This window comes from Pseudoxanthomonas broegbernensis (assembly GCF_014202435.1).
Taxonomy (GTDB): Bacteria; Pseudomonadota; Gammaproteobacteria; order Xanthomonadales; family Xanthomonadaceae; genus Pseudoxanthomonas; species Pseudoxanthomonas broegbernensis.
Map to the genome: position 1 here is coordinate 587,528 of NZ_JACHGU010000002.1, position 15,507 is coordinate 603,034.

A 15,507-nucleotide genomic window follows, 5' to 3' on the forward strand; every position below is an offset into this window, starting at 1 on the left:
AGGATGGCATGGCCGGCAAGGCATCCAGGCACCTTTCGATGCTGCTGCTCGCCGTGGCGCTGGCCGGCCCGGCGGCGCAGGCGCAATCGGTGCAGTCCAATCGTTACGGCACGCCGCCCACGGCCGGCGGCGACTCGTCGCGCAATGCCTACGAGCGCCAGCGGCAGGCCCACCAGGAGGCCGATCGCCGCCAGGACGAAGCCGTGCGCCGCGCCGAGCGGGACCGCATCGCGGTCGCCATCGACGCCAACCGCCGGCGGATGGAGACCGACCGCGTCCGCACCGACCGCCGCCGCGCCGGCGCAAGCCCGGCCCAGGCGGATCGCCTGCGCCAGGACTTCGAACTGCGGCGGCAGGCCTACGAGCGCCAGCGCGAGGAACTGGAGCGGCAGCGCGCGGCGGCCGAATCGCGGCCATTGCCGCCGTCGCCGCCCGCGCCACCGCCGCCGGCCGTTCCACCGCCACCTCGTCACTGACGAGGCGCCCGGGCGTTCGCCGCAGTGGACGCGGCCGGTCCGGCGGACGGGCCGCGGCGCTACCCGCTCGGCGCCTGCCGCAACTGGCTGGCGAGGAAGCGGCGCAGGTCGGGCAGGTCCGGCTCCAGCAGCACGGGCAGTTCCGGCAGTTCCGGCGGTGGCAGCAGGTGCAGCCAGGCGTGGGCCTGTGCCTCCAGCGCCGGTGCGACCATGGCGGCGTCCTCCGGCCGCAGCGCCGGTGCGCTGGCGTCGCTTTCCGGAGCATCCACCAGGTTGCGCTCCACGTCCCAGCACGCGGCCAGCACCCGGTAGGCCAGGCGCTGGCAGATGGACACGCCCGGCCACCATTTCGCCGCGGCGCGCCGCGCCTGCGCGGGGCCGGCCACGGCCTCGTCCATGGATTCGGCCAGCAGGAAGCTGCGGTGCTGCAGGTCGCGGCGCACGGCACGCGCCTCGGGGGTGGCCACCTCGCCCGAAGCCAGCACCCGGCAGGTGCGGCCCACCGCCTGCAGGCACTGGCCGATGCCGCCGGCCAGCGTGTGCGCGTCGGTGCGCGTGGGCAACAGCCGGTATACCAGCAGGGCGCAGGCGCAGCCGATCAGCGTATCCAGGCCGCGCGCCAGCAACAGGCCGGCGATGTCGTCGACCGGCCGGCCGCCGCTGGCGATGGTCAACGCCGCGCCGGTGATGAACACCACGGCGATGGCGTAGTTGCGTACCACCGCGATCTCGATCACGAACTGCAGAGCCATCACCATCATCGCCAGCCACGGGCCGGCCGGGTGCAGCCACAGGATCGCGCCGGCCAGCAGCAGGCCGATCCACGTGCCCAGGGTGCGCTCCAGGCTGCGCTGCAGCGTACGCGGCCAGTCGAAGCCCTGGTGCAGCATCAGCAGCGCGGCGGCCATCGCCCAGTAGGCGCGGTGCACCTCCAGCGCACCGGCCACCACGCCGGCCAGCAGCATCGCCAGGCCCACCCGCAGGACCGTGCGCAGGGCGTTGGAGCCGGGCAGCAGGCCCTCGCGAAGCAGCGTCCAGGAATGCGGGTAGCCCTGCGGGATGGCGGTGGCCGGCAGCGTGGCCGGGCGCCGGATGGCCGGCCGCATCGCCTCGGCGGACAGCGCCCGCACGCGCTGCTGCATGCCGGTGCGCTCCTCCTCGGACAAGTGCGCGTCGATGCTGGCGGCGAACAGCAGGTGCAGTTCGCGGTTGAGCGCGCGCAGCCGCTCCAGCTCGCCGTGCCGGCGCGCCGGGATTGGCTGGAAGCCAACCAGCATCTGCCAGCTCTCGCGCAGCGCCTGGGCCGCGTGCCGGTGGGGATCGGGATGTGCGTCGTCCGCGTCGATGCTGGCGGCCACGGCGCGGGCGGCGGCGGTCACGGCCCGGCGCTCCGGCCCGCGCGGCTGGAACAGCGCGCCTGCCGTGTGCAGCACCCAGCCCACGGCGCCGCCGCCCAGAACCAGCAGCCCTGCATGCCACGGGTCCAGGTGCTGCGCGGGCATCGCCGTGCCGGCGGCGCAGGCGAGCACGAACATGTAGGCGCCGGGCGGGCCGAGCCTCACCGCGTTGCACAGCCACGTCGCCACCATGCCGACCAGCACCAGGGTCGGCAGCACCAGCCACGGCCAGTGATCGAGCCAGAGCCCGAACATCACCGCCACGGCGAAGGCGACCGCGATGACCGCCAGGGCGATCGCGCGCGCCGCGTACGGCCGGCTGCCGCAATACAGCGCGGTGAAGCCGCCGATGGTGGCCATCAGTCCGGCGGCCACGTCGCCGGCCAGCCAGCCGGCCAGGACCGGGATGCCCATCGTCAGCGCGGCCCGCAGGGCGAAGGCGGTGCGCTCCGGCGGCGCGCCGCGGACACGGCGCAGCTCGTGCAGCAGCCCGCGCGCCGTGGGCCGGGGCGGTGGCGCGGGAGCGGGGGGGACGGGAACACGCATCGGCCCATGGTACCCAGCCGCCTTGCTGCTAGGCTCCTGGGAGCGCCCACAGGCGCGCCGCCACGGAGAACGCACGATGAGCATCGAAATCCAGTACCTGGCCTGGGCCGTCGTGCTCGGGTTCGCGCAATTGCTGCTGGCCAGCCTGCTGGCCACCCGGCAGCGCGGCGTGGCCTGGAACACCGGCCCGCGCGATGCCGCTGCCGGGCCGCTGCCGGCGACCGCCGGCCGTGCCCAGCGCGCCCTGGGCAACTTCCTGGAAACCTTCCCGTTCTTCGCCGCGGCGGTGCTGGCGGTGGTCTGGAGCGGCCGCGCCGATGCGCATACCGCGCTGGGCGTGCAGCTCTATCTGTGGTCGCGGCTGGTTTACGTGCCGCTGTACCTGTTCGCGGTGCGCTACCTGCGTTCGCTGGCCTGGGCACTGGCGATGGCCGGCCTGGCCCTGGTGCTGTGGCCCTTGCTGGGCTGAGCGCACCGTTCATCGACGGTTGCCCGTGCCGGGGGCGCACCCCCTAGACTGGGCGGCATCCCCCGCATCGCGTTGATTGTCCGTGCAGCGTTCCTTGGCCTCGCCTCGCTTCCGCCGAACCGCTTTCGCCGCCTTCCTGCTGGCCTGTGCATCGCCGCTTGCCGGTTGCCTCGGCCAATCACCCGCGCCGGCCCCGGCGGTGGAGACCCAGACGGTGACCTCGCCCGAGGAAGGCGGTGCGGTCAGCCGTGCGCCGATGCCCGAGGGTGCCGTGCCGGCGGCGCCCGCCCCGCAGGCCGCGCCGCCGGTGCCGGTGCCCAAGGCCAAGGCGCCGGACTGGTCGCCGATGGAGTTGACCTCCGGCCAGGCCTGGATCGGTTGCGCGCTCGACTACGACCAGGGCGACGGCGAGCCGGTGTCCGTGCCCAGCCGCGACAACCTGCGCCACCTGCTCGAACCCTGCGTGGAAGGCGACGTGCTGCGCCTGCGCTGGCGCGGCAAGGTCGCCAGCGACTTCACCGCCCTGGTGGAGCGGGTGACCCGCGTGGCCGACGCGCTGGACATCGGCAACCGAGTGCTGGACCTGGATTCCACCGGCGGCCAGGTCGAGGACGCGATCCGCGCGGGCGATTGGATCGGCCGCCACCACTGGACGCTGTGGGTGCGCGAGGATTCGGTGTGCCACAGCGCCTGCGTGTTCGTGCTGGCCGGCGGCGACAGCCGCATGCTGGCCGGGCGGGTGGGCATCCACCGCATCATCCGGCTCAGCTCCACCGCCACCAACCGCGAGGAACTCAACACCGAGCTGCAGGCGGTGTACGCCACCGTGCGCGCCTACCTGGAACGCAACGGCGCCTCGCCGCTGCTGGCCGACGCGATGAAGACCGTGCCCAACCGCAGCCTGCGCCTGCTCACCGTGGAGGAATTGCGCGTCTACGGGCTGGACGGCAACAACGCCGCCCAGGACGACCTGGACCGGGTGCGCCTGCTGGACAAGTGCGGCGACGACTTCATGCACCGGCGCGATGCCTGGGTGCGCGCGTTCGGCGAGCGCTGCCGGAGCGAGCGCGAGGTCCATGCCCTCAACGCCTGCGGCCTGGAACTGCGCCGCGGCTACGGTTTCCCCGACGAGGCGTGCCCGGCGGAGAGCCCGCTGGCCGAGTTCAACGCCCTGGTCACGGTGGCCGAACCGACGCCGGAGGCCGAGGCGGGCGCCGGGGCGGAGGCCGCGCCGGCCGCGAAGACCGCCGGCGGCGGCGGGAAGGCGCCGGCCGGGCAGGGCGGCTGAAGCCCGCTTCGTCGCCATGCGCGGGGCTTGCGGCCTGTTCCACTGAACGGAACCCGCCGCCCGTTCGATCCGGGGCGACAAGCCCGGTGGGGAAGGCGCACAATAGCGCCTTCTGACCAGCCCCCCGCCGCGCCTTTCCGGCGCGCGCCGCCGGAGTTCCGGATGTCCACCCCCGAAAGCGAAACCCGCGCCGCGCCGCGCTTTGGCGACCTCGGCCTGCCCGAGCCGTTGCTTGCCGCACTGGCCGACGTCGGCTACGAATCCCCGTCGCCGATCCAGGCCGCCACCATCCCGGCGCTGCTGGCCGGCCGCGACGTGCTGGGCACCGCCCAGACCGGCACCGGCAAGACCGCCGCCTTCGCCCTGCCCGTGCTGGCCAAGCTGGACCTGTCGCGCAACAAGCCGCAGGCGCTGGTGCTGGCGCCCACCCGCGAGCTGGCCATCCAGGTGGCCGAGGCCTTCCAGCGCTATGCCGTGCGGATTCCCGGTTTCCAGGTGCTGCCGATCTACGGCGGGCAGGGCTATGGCCCGCAACTGGCCGCGCTGCGGCGCGGCGTGCAGGTGGTGGTCGGCACCCCGGGCCGGGTGATCGACCACCTGGAGCGCGGCTCGCTGGACCTGTCGCAGTTGCAATGCCTGGTCCTGGACGAGGGCGACGAGATGCTGCGCATGGGCTTCATCGACGACGTCGAGACCGTGCTGCAGAAGACCCCGCCCTCGCGCCAGGTGGCGTTGTTCTCGGCGACCATGCCGGCGCCGATCCGGCGCATCGCCCAGACCTACCTGAAGGATCCGGTCGAAGTCACCATCGCCGCCAAGACCACCACCTCGGCCAACATCCGCCAGCGCTACTGGTTCGTCAGCGGCCTGCACAAGCTCGACGCGCTGACCCGGATCCTGGAGGCCGAGCCGTTCGACGCGATGATCGTGTTCGCCCGCACCAAGGCCGCCACCGAGGAACTGGCCGGCAAGCTGCAGGCGCGCGGCGTGACCGCGGCGGCGATCAACGGCGACATGCAGCAGCAGCAGCGCGAGCGCACCATCGCCCACCTCAAGGACGGGCGCCTGGACGTGCTGGTGGCCACCGACGTGGCCGCGCGCGGGCTGGACGTGGACCGGATCAGCCATGTGCTGAACTACGACATCCCGTACGACACCGAGAGCTACGTGCACCGGATCGGCCGCACCGGCCGCGCCGGCCGCAGCGGCGAGGCGATCCTGTTCGTCACCCCGCGCGAGAAGGGCATGCTGCGCGCGATCGAGCGCGCCACCCGGCAGCCGATCGAGGAGATGCGCCTGCCGACCGTGCAGGCGGTGAACGACCGCCGGGTGACGCGCTTCTTCGAGCGCATCTCCGGCGCGCTGGAGACCGATGGGCTGGAACCGTACCGCGACCTGGTCGATCGTTATGCCGGCGAGCACGACGTCGGCGCCACCGAGATCGCCGCCGCGCTGGCGCGGCTGCTGCAGGGCGATACGCCGCTGATGCTGGACGCCTCCGTCGAGCCGGAACAGCGCCCGCACGCCGCGCGCGCGCCCCGCGAGATGCGCGAGCCCCACGGGCATGGCAACGGCGCGCCCGCCGCGCGAGGTCCGCGCGCGCCGCGCGGCCACGACGACGACGGCTTCGCCCCGCGTCCGCCGCGCGCGCCCAAGCCGCCGCGTGCCGCGCCCGAGTCGGGCATGGAGACGTACCGGGTCGAGGTCGGCCATGCGCACGGGGTGAAGCCGGGCAACATCGTCGGCGCCATCGCCAACGAGGCCGGGCTGGAAAGCCGCTACATCGGCCGCATCGACATCCACGACGATCATTCCATCCTCGACCTGCCGGAAGGCATGCCGCCGGAGGTCATGGCCCACCTTCGCAAGGCCTGGGTGGTCGGCCAGCAACTGCGGATCAGCCGCTGGGACGGCAGCCACGAACCGTCGGCTCCCGCGCCCGGGCCGCGCGCGCGCGCCCGTCCGCCGGGCGCCCGACCGGGGCACGCGGCCAAGCCGCCGGCCAAGCCGCACCGCAAGGGCCCTGCCAAGCCCAGGGGCTGATCCAGCCCGCTCCGTGCCCGTGCCCCCGCGTTCGCGGGGCGTGATCGTGCGCCGCAACCGCACCGGTATGATGGGCCGGGACACTACTCGCAAGGGGAGCATGGACATCGGCGTCGAACCGGACCAGACACATGGCCCGTGGCGGCGATGGGCACTGGCCGCGCCATTCGTGCTGGCGTTGCTGTGGGTCCTGCCGGGACTGGCCTCCGACCGCCCGGAACTGGGCCGGGACTACCTGGTGACCGGCGTGCCGGCGCTGGACCCGGCGCCGGTGAGGAGGTGCGATCCGGCGGTGCTGGCCGGCCTGGGCGAGCGGGTGGAAGTCCCGCCGCCGCCGGGCGGCTGGTCCGGCGCGCCGCAGGCGGTGGACGTGTTCAATGTGTTCGCCGGCGAGGTCATGGTCAGCCATGGTGAGCGCGAGGTTTGCGGCCACATGCACGATGCGCGCACCCGCGATTCGCGCTTCCGGGCCGGCGTGGGCATGGTGGTGGTGCCCGTGGCCGGCGACCTGGAGCCGATCCGGGTGGCGTGGGCCACGCCGCTGAAATCCCGCTGGATCCCGACGGTGCGGATCGGCGCGCCCAGCCCGGTGCAGCAGATCGACACCGCGCGGCTGCTGGTGCGCACGGCCTGCGTGGCCGTGGCGATCGTGCTGGCGTTCACCGCGTTGATGGGGTTCCTGAGCGCGCGCGACGGCCTGTTTCTGGGCTATGCCCTGCTGTGCCTGCTGGCGGTGGTGTGGCAGGCCATCGTGAGCGGGCTCAGCGGCTACCCCGAACCCTGGCTGCCGGTGGGCGGCGAAGCGTCGCGCTGGCTGGTGGCGCTGTCGTGCATGGGCCTGAGCGCGCTGCTTTACGTGATGTGGCTGCTGGTCGGCGCGGCCGGGCGCGGGCGCGCCTGCCGCCAGTGCCTGCTGCGGACGGTCGGCGGGTGCTGGCTGCTGGGCATCGTGCTGGCGGCGGGGCTGCCGATGCCCGCGCTGGGGGCGTTCGCCGAGGCGGTGGATGCGATCTTCGCGGCCGGATGCGTGGCCGTCTTCGCCCTCGGCCTGTACGCGGCGTGGCGGCGGCGCGGCGACGCGCTGGCCGGCATCGCCGCGATCCTGCCGTTCCTGGTGATGGTGTTGCTGGACCTGGCCGACAGTCGCTTGCTGATCGAGTACCGGGTCGAGGCGATCCAACTGTCGATCACCTGGTTCCTGACCGTCAGCGCCTACGCATTGAACCTGCGCCTGGGCCGCCTGCGCCGGCAGCGCGACGAGATGCAACTGCTGGCCGACACCGACGCGCTGACCGGGCTGGCCAACCGGCGCGCGGGACTGGTGCGGCTCGAGCGCCATTTCCGGAGCGCGGCCGTGCGCGGCGGGATGCTTTCGGTCGCATTCCTGGACATCGACCTGTTCAAGCGCATCAACGACGTGCATGGCCACCACGCCGGCGACCGGGTGCTGGTGGCGGTGGCGCAGACGCTGGCCGCCGCGATCCGCGACGCGGCCGACGTGGTGCGCATGGGCGGAGAGGAATTCCTGGTGATGTTGCCGGGCGTGAGCGGCGACTCGGCGTGGCAACGGATGGAAACCGTGCGCACCCAGGTGGCCCGGGTCGCGGCCGGGCTGGGCATCCCCGGGCTGACGGTGACCGCCAGCATCGGGATCGCCTCGCAGCATCCGCAGGACCACGACGCCAGCATGCTGTTGCGCCGCGCCGACGAGGCGATGTACCGCGCCAAGCGCAACGGCCGCAATCGCGTCGTCGCCGCGGAAACCCCCGTGGCCGGAAGCGGCGGCTGAGCGCGGCGGGCCGGGTCCGCCTGCGCTGGAGGGCCGGCGGCCGTGGAGTGCCACGCCGTTCGCACGGCGAATCCCTCCGCAGGGCGCGCGCCCATCATCCCGGCGGGACGATCGCCGCCTTGCGGTCGTCCGTGCGGCACCGGCCTGGTCGATAATGGCGGCATGAGCATCCGCCTCAACAAGCACATCGCCCAGACCGGCTTCTGCTCCCGCCGCGAGGCCGACCGCCTGATCGCCGGGCGCCGGGTGAGCGTCAACGGCCAGGCCGCCGGCACGGGCGCGGTGGTCGGCGAGGGCGACACGGTCCTGGTCGATGGGCGGCCGCTGAAGCCGCGTGCCGCCCGGGCCGGGCGCCGGCACGTGTACATTGCCTTGAACAAGCCGGTCGGCGTGACCTGCACCACCGAGCGGGAGGTGAAGGGGAACATCGTGGATTTCGTCGGCCACGAGCAGCGGATCTTCCCCATAGGGCGCCTGGACAAGGATTCCGAGGGCCTGATCCTGCTGACCAGCAACGGCGATATCGTCAACCGCATCCTGCGCGCGGAGAACGGCCACCAGAAGGAATACCTGGTGGCGGTGAACAAGCCGGTCACCGACGAGTTCCTGCGCGCGATGGCGCGGGGCGTGCGCATCCATGGACAGACCACCCTGCCGTGCCGCACCGCGCGGATCGCCCGGTTCGGCTTCCGCATCGTCCTGGAGCAGGGCCTGAACCGGCAGATCCGGCTGATGGCCGCGGCCTTCGACTACCGGGTCACGCAACTGCGCCGGGTACGCATCGACAACGTCAAGCTGGGGGTGCTCAAGCCCGGGCAGTGGCGCAACCTGAGCGAGGCCGAGTTGCAGGGGCTGCTGCCGGATTTCTCCGACTGGTAGGCGTCGGGCAAGAGGCCGCCCGCCACGCGCAAAGGCTGGAGGCGCGCGCCGACGGCAGCGGGGCCTCGCACGGGTGCCGGCCGCGTGTTCAGTCGACCAGCCGCTTGGCCTCGGCGGTGCCCAGCACTTCCGGATGCCGCGGGCCGGCGGTGTCCAGGGGCCGGCGCCGTGCCACCAGCGGGTCGAGGAACACGGCGGCCAGCACGATGGCCACGCCCAGGTAGAACCACGGGCTCAGCTCGTGCTGCTCGCCCAGCAGCAGCGCGGCCAGCGCGATCGCGTAGACCGGCTCCAGGTTGGTGGCCAGTTGCACGGCATAGGCGCTGAGCTGGCGCAGGGCCACCAGCGCCAGGGCGAACGGCAGCAGCGTGCACGCCAGCGCCAGCAGCACCAGCAAGGCGCCATCGCGCGGGCCGGGCAGTACCAGCAGGTCGCCGGCCAGGGCCGGCAGCAGCATCGGCATCAGCGGTGCCAGCGCGGTCAGGACCAGCGCGCCGGCGCCCAGCTCCAGGGCGGTGACGGTCAAGGGATCGGCATGCTCGACCAGGCGCTTGTTGAACGAGCCGAAGATCGCCACCAGCAGCGCCGACAGCGCGCCCACCGCCACGCCCAGCCGCATTCCGTCCGGCACGCCGCCCACCACCAGGGCCACGCCCGGCAGCACCGCCACGCCCAGCGCCAGCTCGCGCGGGCGGAACGGGCGCCGTGCGGCCCAGGGCTCGATCGCCGCGGTGAACACCGGCGCCAACGCGATGCAGGTGGCGGCCACCGAGGCGTTGGCCAGCTTGATCGCGCCGTAGAAGGTGAGCCAGTGCAGGGCCACCAGCGCGCCGATGCCGGCATAGGCCAGCACCAGCCGGGGGGAAAGCGTGCGCAGGCCACGCCATACCCGCGGGACCAGCGCCAGCGCGGCGACCACCAGCAGCATCCGCCACCACACCAGGGGCAGCGCGGGCATGGCGATGAGCTTTCCGAGGATGGCGGTGAAGCCCCACAGCAGCACGCAGACGTGGATCTGCAGGTGCGCGCGGGAGCGGTCGGTCATCGGCATGGGGGGCATTATTGCCCGGCCCCCCCGCGCCTGGCAGCCGGGTTGCAGCGGCGCGCGCCCGCGCGGGGCTGGGTGCCGGCGCTTGCCGCGGGAAAGTCCGCCGCGCCGGCGCCGTCAGCGCCGCGGTGCCATCCAGCCGCGCAGGCCCAGCACGGCCACGGCCAGCACCGTGCCCAGGGTGGCCATCAGCATGTCCTGCTGCGCGTCCCATACGTCGCCCTGGGTGCCGAGGTAGGCCTGTCCCAGGTCGCCGCCGAACACGCTGGCGGCCAGCCACTCGAACAGCTCGAACAGCAGCGAGTGCGACATGACGAAGCTGACCGGCAGCACGTAGCGCCAGGCGCCGCGCGGCGGTGCCACGCGGTCCAGCAGCTCGATGCAGGCCGGGGTGACCAGCACGCCATAGAGGAAGTGCACCAGCCGGTCGAAGGCGTTGCGCTGCAGCCCCAGCGCGGCATCCAGCGAAAACCCGAACGTGCGCTGGAAGAAGGCGTCGTACGGCACTTCGGCATACGTGTAGTGGGCGCCGATCTCGTGCAGCACGCCGAAGGCGAACAGGCAGGCGTAGCTGAGCAGGGTCAGCGGCATCCGCCGCCAGCCCCAGGCCAGGGCCGGCACCGCCAGCAGCACCAGCACGTTTTCCAGCGCCCAGTCGTGGCGGTACTTCGGCGCGATGGCCAGCGCGATCCAGACGGCCGCGAAAAGCCCCAGCAGGACCCGCGCATGACGGGAGGTGGCGGGTTTGCGCAGCGCGGCCTCGGGCATGGCCGCATCCTCGCATGGAATGCGGGCGGGAGCGGTCTGGGGCCAGGCGGCACCCCCGCCGGGCACCCGCGTTGCCGTCCGTCCAGCACCTAGGCCGGCACCCGCAGGCGTGCGATCAGCGCCTGCGCCGCGGCCGGGTTGCGCTGCTTGGCGCCGGCGATGAAGAACACGAATGCCTCGCGCGGCACGGTGCCCGGCTGCGGTGCGTCCAGGTGCGGCAGGTCGTCCGGATCGCCGCCGCCGGCCCAGTCGCGGGCGCGGCACGCCCAGGCGTCCAGGTCCGCCGCCGGGTAGCCCTGGGCCAGGCCGGCTTGCGATTGCATCAGCCGCGCGTAGGCGAAATCGGCGGTGAGGTCGGCGAACGAGGGGTGCTCGGCCGAGCCGGCGAACACCAGGGCCACGTTGCGCGCGCGCAGCAATGCCAGGAGTTGCGGCGAGAACAGGGCGTGGTCGCGCAGTTCCAGCGCATGCCGCAGCGGGCGGCCGCCGGCCCGCCCCGGCAGCAGCGCCAGGAATGCGTCCAGCTCCTCCAGCGCGGGCGCCTGGCCGCGGTCGAACTGCCAGAGCAGCGCGCCGAGCCGGTCCCCCAGCTCGGCGATGCCGCCGACGAAGTCCTCGACCTGGGTGCCGGTGCCGGCCAGCCGGCGGCTGGCCATGATCCGCTGCGGCGCCTTGGCGGCGAACACGAAGCCCGGCGGCGTCGCGTCGCGCCACTTCGCGTAGGTGGCCGGCTTCTGCGTGCCGTAGTAGGTGCCGTTGATCTCGATCGCGGTCAACTGGCCGCTGGCGTATTCCAGCTCGCGCCGCTGTACCAGCTTCTCGGGATAGAACACGCCGCCGCGCCAGGGCGCATAGGTCCAGCCGCCGATGCCGACGCGGATACGGGCGCCGGCCGCGTTCGCGGAAGATGCGGCCGGCGGCATGGAGAACAGGTCCTGCATGTGCGTTCCATCCACCAGCGTGCGCCGATCATAGCCGTCCGGCGAACGTGGCCGCGTTATCGCCGGAGGATTCCGAATCGCGCCGCAACGGGCGTCGGCCGAGGTGGCGGGGAATGCGCCGCCAGGATGGACCGTCGCCGCCTACTGCTGGCGCTCCAGCACCAGCAACGGGTCGATGCGCACGTCGAACCAGTTCATCCCCCAATGCAGGTGCGGCCCCGTCGCCCTGCCGGTGGCGCCCACCGCGCCGATCACCTGTCCCTGTGCTACCCGGTTGCCGGCCTTCACGTCGATCCTGGACAGGTGCAGGAAGTTGGAGCTGACGCCGAAGCCGTGGTCCAGCAGCAGCGTTCCACCGGTCAGGTACAGGTCCGGCGCGGCAAAGGTGACGATGCCGGCCGCAGGCGCCTTCACCGGGGTGCCGGTGGGCGCGGCGATGTCCATGCCCGAATGCGGCGCGCCGGGCTTGCCGTTGTAGACCCGCTGGTGGCCGAAGCGGCCGGTGATGCGGCCGTCCACCGGCCAGGCGAAGCGCTGGGCGAAGTCGGCCCGGTCGTCGTCGCGCGCGCGCGCGGCGGCGACCTGCGCCTGCTCGCGGCGGATGCGCTCGGCGACGGCCGGCGGCGGGTCCACCGTCCTCGGCGGCACGCCCTCCACCCGCTGCACCGGCCAGTCGCGCGGGGTCAGCGCGATGTCGGCGAAGGTGCGGCTGCCGTCGGGCCGGGTCACCGCGACGCGGACCGGTCCCGTCGCGTCGCGGCCCACGCCGAACACTACGGTGCCGTAGCCGGTGGTGCGCAGCGTGCGCCCCGCGTATTCCACGCGGCTGCCCGGCGGGACCTTGCCCAGGACCATCGAGCCCTGCGGCACGCTGGCCGGGAACACGACGCGCAGGTCGGATGCGTCGTGCCCGCCCCGGGCCTGCGCGGGCAGGGGAGATGCAAGCGCGGCGAAGGCGGAAAGAACGGCGAGCGCGCAAAGGCCGGGGCGACGGCCGGGGCGGTTCAACGCGCGAATTCCAGCCGCTGCCCGTCCGCGCTGCCGACCAGTTCGCGGCCGTTCCACACCAGGCGGCCGTTGACCCAGGTCGCGCCGATCCGCGAGCGGAAGGTGGTCCCCTCGAACGGCGACCAGCCGCATTTGGACAGCACGTCCTCGCGGCGCACCGTCAACGGCGCGTCGTCCACCAGGGCCAGGTCGGCCCAGTAGCCCTCGCGCAGGAAGCCGCGCTGGGCCACGTCGAACAACTGCGCCGGCGCGTGCGCGGTCTTCTGCACCACCCGGGCGATGTCCATGCGGCCCTCGTGCACCAGCTCGATCGCCGCCAGCAGCGCGTACTGCACCAGCGGCAGGCCGGAGGGCGCCTGCAGGTAGGGCCTCTGCTTTTCCTCCAGGGTGTGCGGGGCGTGGTCGGTGGCCAGCACGTCGATCACGTCGTCCAGCAGCGCCTGGACCAGCGCCTGGCGGTCCGAGGCGTCCTTGATCGCGGGGTTGCACTTGATGAAGTTGCCCAGCCGCGCGTAGTCGCCGCGGTCGAAGCGCAGGAAGTGGATGCAGGTCTCGGCGGTGATGCGCTTGCGCACCTTGCCGGCCGCGTCCACCAGGGGGCCGCGCTCGAACAGGGCCAGCTCATCGGCGGTGGAGATGTGCAGCACGTGCAGGCGGGTGCCGTGCCTGCGCGCCAGCGACAGCGCCAGCTCGGTGGACTTGATGCAGGCCTGGCGCGAGCGGATGTCCGGGTGCATCGCCGGGGTCAGGCCGTCCTCGCCGTACCTGGCCTTGAACGCGGCCATCGTCGCGTCGATGGTCGGCGTGTCCTCGCAGTGGGTGATGATCGGGGTCGGCGCCTCGCGGAAGATCCCGTCCAGGGTGTCCGGGTCGTCGACCAGCATGTTGCCGGTGGACGCGCCCATGAACACCTTGATGCCCGGCGCGGTCTTCGGGTCCAGGGTGCGCACCGCCTCCAGGTTGTCGTTGCTGGCGCCCAGGTAGAAGCCGTGGTTGGCCCAGGCGCGGCCGCGCGCCGCCGCGTACTTGGCCTCCAGCGCCGCGGCGCCGAGCGTGGGCGGGTTGGTGTTGGGCATGTCCATGAAGCTGGTCAGGCCGCCGGCCACGGCCGCGGCCGACTCGCTGGCGACGTCGCCCTTGTGGGTCAGGCCCGGCTCGCGGAAGTGGACCTGGTCGTCGATCATGCCCGGCAGCAGCCAGCGGCCGGCGGCGTCGACCACCTCCTCGCCGGGGCGGGCCTGCAGCCCGTCGCCGATCTGCGCGATGCGGCCGTCGGCGATGCGCAGGTCGCCTTCGTATTGGCGGCCTTCGTTGACCAGGCGGGCGTTGACGATGAGGGTACCGGACATATCAGTGGGAGCCTTTGCATGAACGGGAAGGGGACGGCACGCGGTCGCGGCCGGACGGCACCGGGTCGTGTCCGCCCGGATGCAGCGGATGGCAACGCGCGAGGCGGCGCACGGCCAGCCAGCCACCGCGTGCGGCGCCGTGCATGGCGATGGCCTGCATCGCGTATTCCGAACAACTGGGGACGAACCGGCAGCGCGGGCCGAGCAGGGGGCTGATGAAGCGCTTGTAGGCGCGCAGCGCCAGAATGAGCGAGCGGGCGATCACCAAGCCATGATACTCGCGGCCACGCGAGGTTGCCCCCTGGGGTGGGGTGGGCTATAAAGGCGCGCTTTCCCGACAACGGGGACACTCCCGGCAACGGGGACACTTCGGAGGAACCTTCGTACGTGGCTGCCAAGAAACCCGTGAAGAAGGCCGCCAAGCCGGCCAAGAAGCTCGCCCCTGCCAACAAGAAGTCCGCGGCCGTGGCGAAGAAGACCACCGCCAGGCCCGTAGCCAAGCCCGTGGCGAAAAAGGCCGCCAAGCCGGCGACGAAGAAGACGGCCAAGGCGCCCGCCAAGTCCGCCGTGAAGAAAGCGGTCAAGGCACCTGCCAAGGCCGTGAAGAAGGCCGTCAAGGCACCGGCCAAGCCCGTGCCGAAGAAGGCGGCCAAGGCCCCGGCCAAGACGGTGGCGGCGAAGAAGGCCGCGCCGGCCAAGCCCGTGCCAAAGAAGGCCGCCCCGGTCAAGAAGACCGCCGCTCCGGTGTCCAGGGCGGCGTCCAAGCCCGCTGCCGGCAAGCCCGCCGCCAAGGCTCCTGTTTCCTCCGCCAGGCCGACCAGCCGGTCCGCGGCCCCTAAATCCCCCGCCGCCAAGCCGGCCGTCGCCAAGACGACCCCGGCCAAGGCAGTCGCGACTTCTCAAGCAAAGCCAGTGCCCGCAACGAAATCCCCCAACAAGCGCCATCCCGTCCAGCCGGCACCGACCGTCCCGCGCACGCCCGGCAAGGTCGCCGTCGCCGTGGTTCCGAAGAAGCTCGAATCCTCGGTGCCGCAGCCGGTCCGCCGCGCCACCGCCGACTACGAGGTCGACGAGGTCACCGGCCGTCCCCTGCTGCCGCCCGGCTACAAGCCGTCGGCCCGCGAGGAATACATGAACCCGCTGCAGCAGGAGTACTTCCGCCAGCGGCTGATGCAATGGCGCACCGACCTGGTCGAGGAATCCAAGCAGACCATCGAGAACCTCAAGGACGAAGTGCGCGACATCGGCGACGAGGCCGAGCGCGCCACCCGCGAGACGGAGAACTCGCTGGAACTGCGCACCCGCGACCGCTACCGCAAGCTGATCGGCAAGATCGACAGCACGCTCAAGCGGCTGGAGGACGGCGACTACGGCTACTGCGTGGACACCGGCGAGGAGATCGGCCTGGACCGCCTGGACGCGCGCCTGACCGCCGAGCGCACCATCGACGCGCAGGAACGCTGGGAACACCTGCAGAAGCAGCAGGGCGAGTAAAAGCCGCTTCCA

14 protein-coding genes are annotated in these 15,507 nt (G+C 72.9%); 7 read left to right on the top strand and 7 right to left on the bottom strand.

The annotated features are described in order from the left end of the window. Positions 1–8 precede the first annotated feature (8 nt). Positions 9–476: a hypothetical protein gene (locus HNR76_RS06260; protein ID WP_162310013.1), complete on the top strand. Its 468-nt coding sequence runs from the start codon at positions 9–11 to the stop codon at positions 474–476. A 59-nt stretch (positions 477–535) separates the two neighbouring features. Here HNR76_RS06260 and HNR76_RS06265 read toward each other — a convergent pair whose 3' ends face one another. Continuing rightward, complete coding sequence (locus HNR76_RS06265; RefSeq protein WP_162310014.1) at positions 536–2,419, bottom strand: FUSC family protein; 1,884 nt, start codon at positions 2,417–2,419, stop codon at positions 536–538. A gap of 76 nt (positions 2,420–2,495) precedes the next feature. On the opposite strand from HNR76_RS06265, the gene HNR76_RS06270 reads away from it, so the two are divergent. The 5 genes from HNR76_RS06270 to HNR76_RS06290 all read left to right on the top strand — a co-directional run bounded on the left by HNR76_RS06270 (position 2,496) and on the right by HNR76_RS06290 (position 8,887). After that, on the top strand, positions 2,496–2,888 hold the full coding sequence (locus HNR76_RS06270; protein WP_162310015.1) for an MAPEG family protein: 393 nt from the start codon (positions 2,496–2,498) through the stop codon (positions 2,886–2,888). 214 nt (positions 2,889–3,102) lie between these two features. Then, entirely contained in the window at positions 3,103–4,176 is a 1,074-nt protein-coding gene (locus HNR76_RS06275; RefSeq protein WP_246429018.1) for a COG3904 family protein, read from the top strand. A 162-nt stretch (positions 4,177–4,338) separates the two neighbouring features. After that, on the top strand, positions 4,339–6,219 hold the full coding sequence (locus tag HNR76_RS06280) for a DEAD/DEAH box helicase (RefSeq protein WP_162310016.1): 1,881 nt from the start codon (positions 4,339–4,341) through the stop codon (positions 6,217–6,219). 100 nt (positions 6,220–6,319) lie between these two features. After that, complete coding sequence (locus HNR76_RS06285) at positions 6,320–8,008, top strand: sensor domain-containing diguanylate cyclase (RefSeq protein WP_162310017.1); 1,689 nt, start codon at positions 6,320–6,322, stop codon at positions 8,006–8,008. A gap of 162 nt (positions 8,009–8,170) precedes the next feature. Then, positions 8,171–8,887 carry a pseudouridine synthase gene (locus HNR76_RS06290; RefSeq protein WP_162310018.1) on the top strand — a complete coding sequence of 239 codons (717 nt, stop codon included), beginning with the start codon at positions 8,171–8,173 and terminating at the stop codon, positions 8,885–8,887. An 88-nt stretch (positions 8,888–8,975) separates the two neighbouring features. Here the strand turns inward: HNR76_RS06290 and HNR76_RS06295 are convergent, their stop codons facing one another. The 6 genes from HNR76_RS06295 to yidD form a co-directional block, all read right to left on the bottom strand. Beyond that, on the bottom strand, positions 8,976–9,938 hold the full coding sequence (locus HNR76_RS06295) for a DMT family transporter (protein ID WP_162310019.1): 963 nt from the start codon (positions 9,936–9,938) through the stop codon (positions 8,976–8,978). Positions 9,939–10,052: 114 nt separating this feature from the next. Continuing rightward, positions 10,053–10,703, bottom strand: coding sequence for a DUF2238 domain-containing protein (locus HNR76_RS06300; protein WP_183982150.1), 651 nt, complete (start codon positions 10,701–10,703; stop codon positions 10,053–10,055). A gap of 89 nt (positions 10,704–10,792) precedes the next feature. Continuing rightward, the gene (locus tag HNR76_RS06305) at positions 10,793–11,644 is read right to left on the bottom strand and encodes a DUF72 domain-containing protein (RefSeq protein ID WP_162310021.1); all 852 of its coding nucleotides are present in this window, start codon (positions 11,642–11,644) and stop codon (positions 10,793–10,795) included. A 141-nt stretch (positions 11,645–11,785) separates the two neighbouring features. Next, positions 11,786–12,577: a M23 family metallopeptidase gene (locus tag HNR76_RS06310; protein WP_246429047.1), complete on the bottom strand. Its 792-nt coding sequence runs from the start codon at positions 12,575–12,577 to the stop codon at positions 11,786–11,788. Positions 12,578–12,648: 71 nt separating this feature from the next. Beyond that, positions 12,649–14,001 (bottom strand): dihydroorotase, encoded by a 1,353-nt coding sequence (locus HNR76_RS06315; RefSeq protein WP_162310022.1) that lies wholly within the window; start codon positions 13,999–14,001, stop codon positions 12,649–12,651. Position 14,002: 1 nt separating this feature from the next. After that, positions 14,003–14,266 carry a membrane protein insertion efficiency factor YidD gene (gene yidD / locus HNR76_RS06320; protein WP_162310131.1) on the bottom strand — a complete coding sequence of 88 codons (264 nt, stop codon included), beginning with the start codon at positions 14,264–14,266 and terminating at the stop codon, positions 14,003–14,005. A gap of 122 nt (positions 14,267–14,388) precedes the next feature. Between yidD and dksA the strand changes: the two genes are divergently transcribed. Further along, positions 14,389–15,495, top strand: a complete 1,107-nt coding sequence (dksA, locus tag HNR76_RS06325) for an RNA polymerase-binding protein DksA (RefSeq protein WP_162310023.1) — start codon at positions 14,389–14,391, stop codon at positions 15,493–15,495. Positions 15,496–15,507: the final 12 nt, after the last annotated feature.

Coding starts and splice junctions, on each gene's coding strand:
- HNR76_RS06260 (WP_162310013.1), top strand. CDS start 9: ATGGCCGGCAAGGCATCCAGGCACCTTTCGATGCTGCTGCTCGCCGTG.
- HNR76_RS06265 (WP_162310014.1), bottom strand. CDS start 2,419: ATGCGTGTTCCCGTCCCCCCCGCTCCCGCGCCACCGCCCCGGCCCACG.
- HNR76_RS06270 (WP_162310015.1), top strand. CDS start 2,496: ATGAGCATCGAAATCCAGTACCTGGCCTGGGCCGTCGTGCTCGGGTTC.
- HNR76_RS06280 (WP_162310016.1), top strand. CDS start 4,339: ATGTCCACCCCCGAAAGCGAAACCCGCGCCGCGCCGCGCTTTGGCGAC.
- HNR76_RS06285 (WP_162310017.1), top strand. CDS start 6,320: ATGGACATCGGCGTCGAACCGGACCAGACACATGGCCCGTGGCGGCGA.
- HNR76_RS06290 (WP_162310018.1), top strand. CDS start 8,171: ATGAGCATCCGCCTCAACAAGCACATCGCCCAGACCGGCTTCTGCTCC.
- HNR76_RS06295 (WP_162310019.1), bottom strand. CDS start 9,938: ATGCCGATGACCGACCGCTCCCGCGCGCACCTGCAGATCCACGTCTGC.
- HNR76_RS06300 (WP_183982150.1), bottom strand. CDS start 10,703: ATGCCCGAGGCCGCGCTGCGCAAACCCGCCACCTCCCGTCATGCGCGG.
- HNR76_RS06305 (WP_162310021.1), bottom strand. CDS start 11,644: ATGCAGGACCTGTTCTCCATGCCGCCGGCCGCATCTTCCGCGAACGCG.
- HNR76_RS06315 (WP_162310022.1), bottom strand. CDS start 14,001: ATGTCCGGTACCCTCATCGTCAACGCCCGCCTGGTCAACGAAGGCCGC.